Annotated in this window: 8 protein-coding genes; 5 read left to right on the top strand and 3 right to left on the bottom strand. The window is 42.0% G+C overall.

Going from position 1 to position 6,154, the window contains the following annotated elements:
- Positions 1-11: 11 nt before the first annotated feature.
- On the bottom strand, positions 12-1,226 hold the full coding sequence (ctpA, locus tag ACEW9I_RS06785) for a carboxyl-terminal processing protease CtpA (protein WP_373539600.1): 1,215 nt from the start codon (positions 1,224-1,226) through the stop codon (positions 12-14).
- A gap of 249 nt (positions 1,227-1,475) precedes the next feature.
- Here ctpA and petB point away from each other — a divergent pair, with 249 nt between their 5' ends.
- Both petB and petD read left to right on the top strand, forming a co-directional pair.
- Positions 1,476-2,144, top strand: coding sequence for a cytochrome b6 (petB, locus tag ACEW9I_RS06790; protein WP_373539593.1), 669 nt, complete (start codon positions 1,476-1,478; stop codon positions 2,142-2,144).
- Between the two features lie 100 nt (positions 2,145-2,244).
- Positions 2,245-2,727: a cytochrome b6-f complex subunit IV gene (gene petD, locus ACEW9I_RS06795; RefSeq protein WP_373539594.1), complete on the top strand. Its 483-nt coding sequence runs from the start codon at positions 2,245-2,247 to the stop codon at positions 2,725-2,727.
- A gap of 868 nt (positions 2,728-3,595) precedes the next feature.
- Here petD and ACEW9I_RS06800 read toward each other — a convergent pair.
- Both ACEW9I_RS06800 and ACEW9I_RS06805 read right to left on the bottom strand, forming a co-directional pair.
- Entirely contained in the window at positions 3,596-3,820 is a 225-nt protein-coding gene (locus ACEW9I_RS06800) for a hypothetical protein (RefSeq protein WP_373539595.1), read from the bottom strand.
- A 129-nt stretch (positions 3,821-3,949) separates the two neighbouring features.
- Positions 3,950-4,249: a DUF697 domain-containing protein gene (locus ACEW9I_RS06805; RefSeq protein WP_373539596.1), complete on the bottom strand. Its 300-nt coding sequence runs from the start codon at positions 4,247-4,249 to the stop codon at positions 3,950-3,952.
- 83 nt (positions 4,250-4,332) lie between these two features.
- On the opposite strand from ACEW9I_RS06805, the gene ACEW9I_RS06810 reads away from it, so the two are divergent.
- From ACEW9I_RS06810 to ACEW9I_RS06820, 3 genes are read left to right on the top strand one after another with little or no spacing between them, the layout of a single operon-like run.
- The gene (locus tag ACEW9I_RS06810; protein ID WP_373539597.1) at positions 4,333-4,617 is read left to right on the top strand and encodes a hypothetical protein; all 285 of its coding nucleotides are present in this window, start codon (positions 4,333-4,335) and stop codon (positions 4,615-4,617) included.
- Between the two features lie 52 nt (positions 4,618-4,669).
- Positions 4,670-4,981 carry a hypothetical protein gene (locus ACEW9I_RS06815; protein ID WP_373539598.1) on the top strand — a complete coding sequence of 104 codons (312 nt, stop codon included), beginning with the start codon at positions 4,670-4,672 and terminating at the stop codon, positions 4,979-4,981.
- A complete protein-coding gene (locus ACEW9I_RS06820; protein WP_373539599.1) occupies positions 4,978-6,036 on the top strand; it encodes a leucine-rich repeat domain-containing protein in 1,059 nt (352 codons plus the stop codon). The genes ACEW9I_RS06815 and ACEW9I_RS06820 overlap by 4 nt, the downstream gene beginning before the upstream one ends.
- Positions 6,037-6,154 lie beyond the last annotated feature (118 nt).

Consider the following 6,154-nt stretch of genomic DNA (forward strand, 5'->3'; position numbering starts at 1 on the left):
AGAGCCTAGTTTCAACCACCTGCACCCAATACCTCGATCGCGGCTAAATATTGAGTATCCTGTGATGTAGCAGCCGATTCTAAGGTAATCTCTGGAGTGGGAACAACTCGATCGGGTGTAATTCCCAGCTTATGGATATCATGATGATTGGGGGTTTCATATTTTGCCACCGTCACCGCCAAACCACTGCCATTTGGCAAGTCAAATAGCGATTGGATCAAGCCTTTCCCAAAGGTTTTGGTCCCGACGAGCGTGGCTCTCCGATTGTCTTGTAAGGCTCCAGCTAGAATCTCACTCGCACTAGCAGTCCCTTCATTTACCAAGACTGCCAAGGGTGCATCTGTGAGCGCGGTACCTGTAGCATCAATTTCATCGATCGCCCCACGCCGATCGACAGTGTAGACGATCGTCCCTTCATTGAGCCATTGACGCGCGATTTCCACGCCAGCTTGTACCAATCCACCAGGATTGTTGCGTAAATCTAGAACATAGCCCGTGACTCCTTGCTGTTGGAGCTTAGTAATATTCTCACCCAATTCCTGAGCGGCTTTGGCACTAAATTGAGCTAGTCGGAGATAGCCAATTTTGCGACCGTTTTCGGTGTGGAGTTCGGCGGTGACGGGATTGAGTTCGATCTTTTGCCGGATTAAAATTACCTCGCGGGGCGATTTGTCAGGTGTTTGGATCGTCAGACTGACATTGGTACCAGTCGCCCCACGCATTTTGACAGCAGCAGTATCGAGGGTCAATTCTGCGGTGGGGGTGGCATCGATTTCAACGATCAGATCGTGGGGCAAAATTCCGGCTTGAGCGGCTGGAGATCCGGCAATGGGTGCAATCACCTCGATCGATTTCCCATCCGCCTTCACGCCGATTTGCAAGCCCACTCCCGACAGTTCTCCGGCGGTGTTGACCTGAAGAGAGCGATATTGTTCGGGACGCAGTAGTCGCGTAAACGGTTCGTCCAGACTCGCAATCATCTTGGTAATTGCTTGATAAGCCGCCTCCTCGGTGGGGATTTGTTGCTTGAGGGTGCGATCGCGTACCAACCACCAATTTTGATGATTGAAGCCATTGTCGTAATAAGCTTGATTGACCGTGCGCCAAGCTTGTAATACCAATTGTTGTTCTGGGGTAAAGGCAGCGGCTGGAGGCGTTCCCCAGCACCAAAATAGCGCAACTTGTAAACTCAAAACCCAACCAAACCAAAAACTAGCTCTCACGATCGATACCACTCTCCTTTCGAGGTGTGTTAAATTTTGTAGAGGTAATATGAGTGACGTTGCGACTAAACATTACCAAGTTAACCAATTTTGGGCATATTTGGGCATATTTGGTACAAGCAGCTTGTCGCAGACATCCCTGCTTGGCAACATAACACATCTTACCCAGTCATTATTTCGAGCCACCGGATCTACCTCCGACTGGCGTTATAATATATAACACGACATTAGAGAGCAGCACAGCAAACGTCAATGTTTACCAAGCAAGTCACAAATAGTAAAACCTACCAATGGTTTGACGAACGTCTGGAAATCCAAGCACTATCCGATGATATTGCTAGCAAGTACGTTCCGCCCCATGTTAATATCTTCTACTGCCTTGGTGGAATTACGTTAGTATGCTTCGTAATCCAGTTTGCTACTGGGTTTGCGATGACGTTCTACTATTCGCCAACTGTAGCTGATGCCTTCACATCGGTTGAGAAAATCATGACGGAAGTCAACTTTGGTTGGTTGATTCGTTCCATCCACCGCTGGAGTGCCAGCATGATGGTACTGATGATGATCCTCCACACCTTCCGCGTGTATCTCACTGGTGGATTCAAAAAGCCCCGCGAACTGACCTGGATCACTGGTGTCATCTTGGCAGTGTTGACTGTAAGTTTCGGTGTAACTGGTTACTCCCTGCCTTGGGATCAGATCGGTTACTGGGCAGTCAAAATCGTCTCTGGCGTACCAGAAGCGATTCCAGTCGTTGGTGTAGCGATGGCTGACCTCCTCCGTGGTGGTTCTAGCGTCGGTCAAGCCACTTTGACCCGTTATTACAGCCTGCACACCTTCGTGTTGCCTTGGTTGATTGCGGTATTCATGTTGTTACACTTCATCATGATTCGCAAACAAGGGATCTCTGGTCCTTTGTAAATCGGGAGATCGAATGGATGGTGGTGGTGCTGGGCACCCTGTCATCCATTGCGATCGTTGAGACATCAATAGATAACTAAAATTACGTCCTTACTTAACTATGTCAACCCTCAAAAAACCGGATCTCTCCGATCCAGCTTTGAGAGCAAAGTTAGCTCAAGGCATGGGTCATAACTATTATGGCGAACCTGCTTGGCCTAACGATCTGCTCTACATTTTCCCCGTCGTCATCTTTGGGACGATCGGTTGCTGCACAGCTCTAGCGATCCTCGATCCCGCGCTCGTCGGCGAACCTGCAAATCCCTTTGCAACTCCCCTTGAAATCTTGCCTGAGTGGTACTTGTGGCCAGTATTCCAACTATTGCGCGTATTGCCCAACAAATTGTTGGGAATCGCTTGCATGGCTGGCGTACCATTAGGTCTTTTGGTCGTTCCGTTCCTGGAAAACGTCAACAAGTTCCAAAATCCGTTCCGTCGTCCAGTCGCAATGGCAGTATTCCTCTTCGGCACTGTCTTTACGATCTACTTAGGTATCGGTGCAACTTTACCGATCGATACATCTTTGACTTTAGGTCTGTTCTAGACTAATTTTGATGATGTTCTTCAAGCCGATCTAGCTTTTGCTAGGTGGGCTTTTTTTAGGAATTTCAACCACAATCCACAACGATTAGAAAGATTAGAACAAGTCTCTATTGATTTCGTGCCTTGTTGGATTGAAACACCAGAAGTACATTGCAATGTACATACATCAATTCAATTTCTTTGTTTCATATTTATTGGAAGAATAAATTGTATCGGTCTGCTCCCAAGTTTCAATCCAAGACTAGAGAATATCCTTTTTGATGAGATTCTAGCATTAATGAATATAATGACAGACTATCTGAATTGGAATCTTCTTTTTAGGCAACAAGACAATTTATATCCTCATAATGCTTGGCTGGTTGTCAGTAGATTGTGTAAAATAGCTTTAAGTTTTGAAGATTGGAGTAAGTATCAGTTAGATAAATTATCATTTGAGTATTTTCTCGATAAATACGCTTACCCTTTCGATCCAATTGTTGATTAGTATCAAAATATCAACATATGAATACTCTCCCTTGGAGATATTCATCAAAGATCTCTCGAGTTTTTAGCTTATATCGGCTGATTCTGGTTCTTCACCGATCGCTTGTTGTGAAGAGTGGCGGATGTGAAGAATACGAACTGTAGATACTTCTTCCGCCTCTAAAATAGTGAACAGGATTCGATAAGCTGTTTGTCATCTAAATCTTTTGGCTAAATCCCTTACTGCAAGGGTTATAGAGGACAAAAAGAGTGTTTTAAATGTTCGACAGCTTATGAAGTGCGCCCTCTGCCATGGAGAAGTTGTCTGATTTCCTGGCTAAAATATTTATTCTCTTTGGCAAAAGAATAACGATTCGGCATTAGTGACAGAGACTTAATTGATTCAATCAATGCTCATCAGCATATTCATCAAAAGAGCGAAATTTTCCTGTTGAGAAATCATCTAATCCCTGCTGAATGCCTTTTATAGCCTCCACCACCTCTTGTGCTTCCTCTATCAAGATACGTGCCAATAGTTCTGCTGCGACAATATTAATATCTTGACCTTGACTTACAGCCTTCTCTCGTAGCTGCTCTTCTAATTCTGGACTTAGATTGACAACGATCGTCATAAAATCGGTTCCTAACGTTTAATCCATTGAAATTATCTTAACACAATATAATGGTAGCTACCTAGCCGTTAAATATCCGTAGCTGGGAATGGTGAGAACGCTACATTGCATCAAAATCAACCCAATTGTTTACTGTCGGTAATGCTCGATTGTCTCATTGAGCTTGACAGTGCCGGAGGCGATCGCTTGGTGAATAGAAGCCTTGAGAAACTCGTCTTTGCGATTTAGTTGAAACTGCTGCTGGACTGCTTCAGCCATCCCGCCATCACCCGACGATCGATCTTGATGAAAGTATTTGATAAAACTGCGCCCAGCAATTCTCGTCAGATAAGCCACCGTAATGCCTTGAATCCCTAGATTGTAGTGTATTAGATAAATTGCGAGGGAATGATTAGATAAATCGAGTGACGGCGCACGATCGATAGTCATACTTATCTACGTGCGCCTTTGCACGTAAGAATATTTGAGCTAGGTGCCTTAGAATAATAAATATCTGTAATTATCTACTGAAGATGATCGACCAAGAATTACAACAATTAGTAGCGTCTAATGCGCGTACTATCCAAGCCATGTTAGAGCAACAAGAAACCAGCAGGCTACAATATGAGGCGAATCAATTGCGGCATGAAGAACAAATGGATGAAATCAGGCAGGCGATGTTGCGATTAGCGAGAGTTGAAGAAGGGTTAGTCAATATGATGGTATCGATCGATGAAGATCGTCCGACAGTTTTGAGGAGATTGACATCGATCGAGAATAAGATCGATCGAATACTAGAAAAAGAGGAGGGTGGTTAATGATTTTAATTTGGTTTAGTATAGACAAGATAATAATTAATATTGAGCAACGGTGAATTTATTGAATTTCTTGGAAGATGCTATTGAATTTATTGAATTATTGTCATATTCATCAACACCTAAGAATCATTTTCCATTAGATTTTAGCTGCCATAAGTTAGACTGTTTGTATAACGTCGAAAATCCTGCTGAGATTACTTCTCTCTGTCTCTCTAGTAATAATCTAGAATCTGTACCAGATTGTATTCGGGATTTTATCAATCTAAGAGAACTCAAGTTAGAAGGGAATAGATTAACAGATCTACCTGACTGGATCGGTAGACTCACTAAGATTCAATCACTTAATATTAACATGGTGGATTGAAAAAATTAGATTTTATTAGTCTGAGAAAGAACTGCCTGACTGAATTACCAGATACAATTGGTGATTTAGTGAATTTGAATTGTTTAGGAATTGAAAATAATCAACTAACTAAGTTACCTGAAAGTATCGGCAATCTAGTGAACTTGAAGTCTTTAGTAGTTGAGCATAATCAACTAACTAGATTACCTGAAAGTATCAGCAATCTAGTTAATTTGTCTGCAATCTCGTTAAATGACAATAAGCTGACACATCTACCAGAAAACATCGGTCAATTAAGAAAATTGACTAAGCTAGATTTAAGCGGACAGAAATTGACGAACCTTCCAGAGAGTATTGGAAAATTAAGCAATTTAACCGAACTAAATCTGAGTAGAAATAAACTAAGTATGCTTCCCGAAAGTATTGGTAATCTTAGAATAACTCGACTAGAGGTAGTAGGACAATATCTTAGTGAAATACCAGAAAGTATTGGTAATCTTACATCCTTGCAACAACTAAGCTTACAAGGAAATAAAATTTCTGCTATTCCAGAAAGTATTAACAAGATGGTTGCATTGTCTGCTATGAATATTAGTAATAATAAAATCGCTGTGATATCACATAGTATCGGTCAACTTGAATCCTTAAACAGTTTAAACTTGAGTGATAATAATATATCAGTTCTCCCCGACAGTATGGGTGAATTGAAAAGTTTGAGATATTTAGATATAGATAGAAATAATATTACAGATTTATCAATTCTTCAGAAAATCTCACAACTCAAAACAGTCAGGCTTTTTGGAGTCAATCTTCCCCGTCGATACTGGACTGAGTTTGGTGAGTGGAAAGCTGAGTGGCTGCTAGATGAAGATAACCTAGAAATTAGACGGAGATTAATCGAACAGTTAGGATATGAGAAAATTACTCAGGATTTAGACACTAACGAATTAGATACTTGGCGAGAATATACCCTGCTACAGATTGATGGAGTCGATCGATTTCAGCAGTGGGATGAAGATGGAGAAACGGAGCAGGAGATTATCGAACCGATGATACAGCACTTCCGGATGTTATGAGGTACAGTAACAGCAATTAGCAAACCAATTTCTGAGATGTTGAGGATCGATTAACTTGATTGCAAGTGAAATTACTCGATCGACCATAATTGTCGTAGTAGGTGAAAACATTCGTAAA

The sequence above is a fragment of the Chamaesiphon sp. genome, from assembly GCF_041738855.1.
Lineage (GTDB): Bacteria > Cyanobacteriota > Cyanobacteriia > Cyanobacteriales > Chamaesiphonaceae > Chamaesiphon.

Excerpts from the sequence above, each read along its gene's own strand:
- ACEW9I_RS06810 (WP_373539597.1), top strand. The coding sequence starts at position 4,333 with ATGATCGACCAAGAATTACAACAATTAGTAGCGTCTAATGCGCGTACT.
- petB (WP_373539593.1), top strand. The coding sequence starts at position 1,476 with ATGTTTACCAAGCAAGTCACAAATAGTAAAACCTACCAATGGTTTGAC.
- ACEW9I_RS06800 (WP_373539595.1), bottom strand. The coding sequence starts at position 3,820 with ATGACGATCGTTGTCAATCTAAGTCCAGAATTAGAAGAGCAGCTACGA.
- ACEW9I_RS06805 (WP_373539596.1), bottom strand. The coding sequence starts at position 4,249 with ATGACTATCGATCGTGCGCCGTCACTCGATTTATCTAATCATTCCCTC.
- petD (WP_373539594.1), top strand. The coding sequence starts at position 2,245 with ATGTCAACCCTCAAAAAACCGGATCTCTCCGATCCAGCTTTGAGAGCA.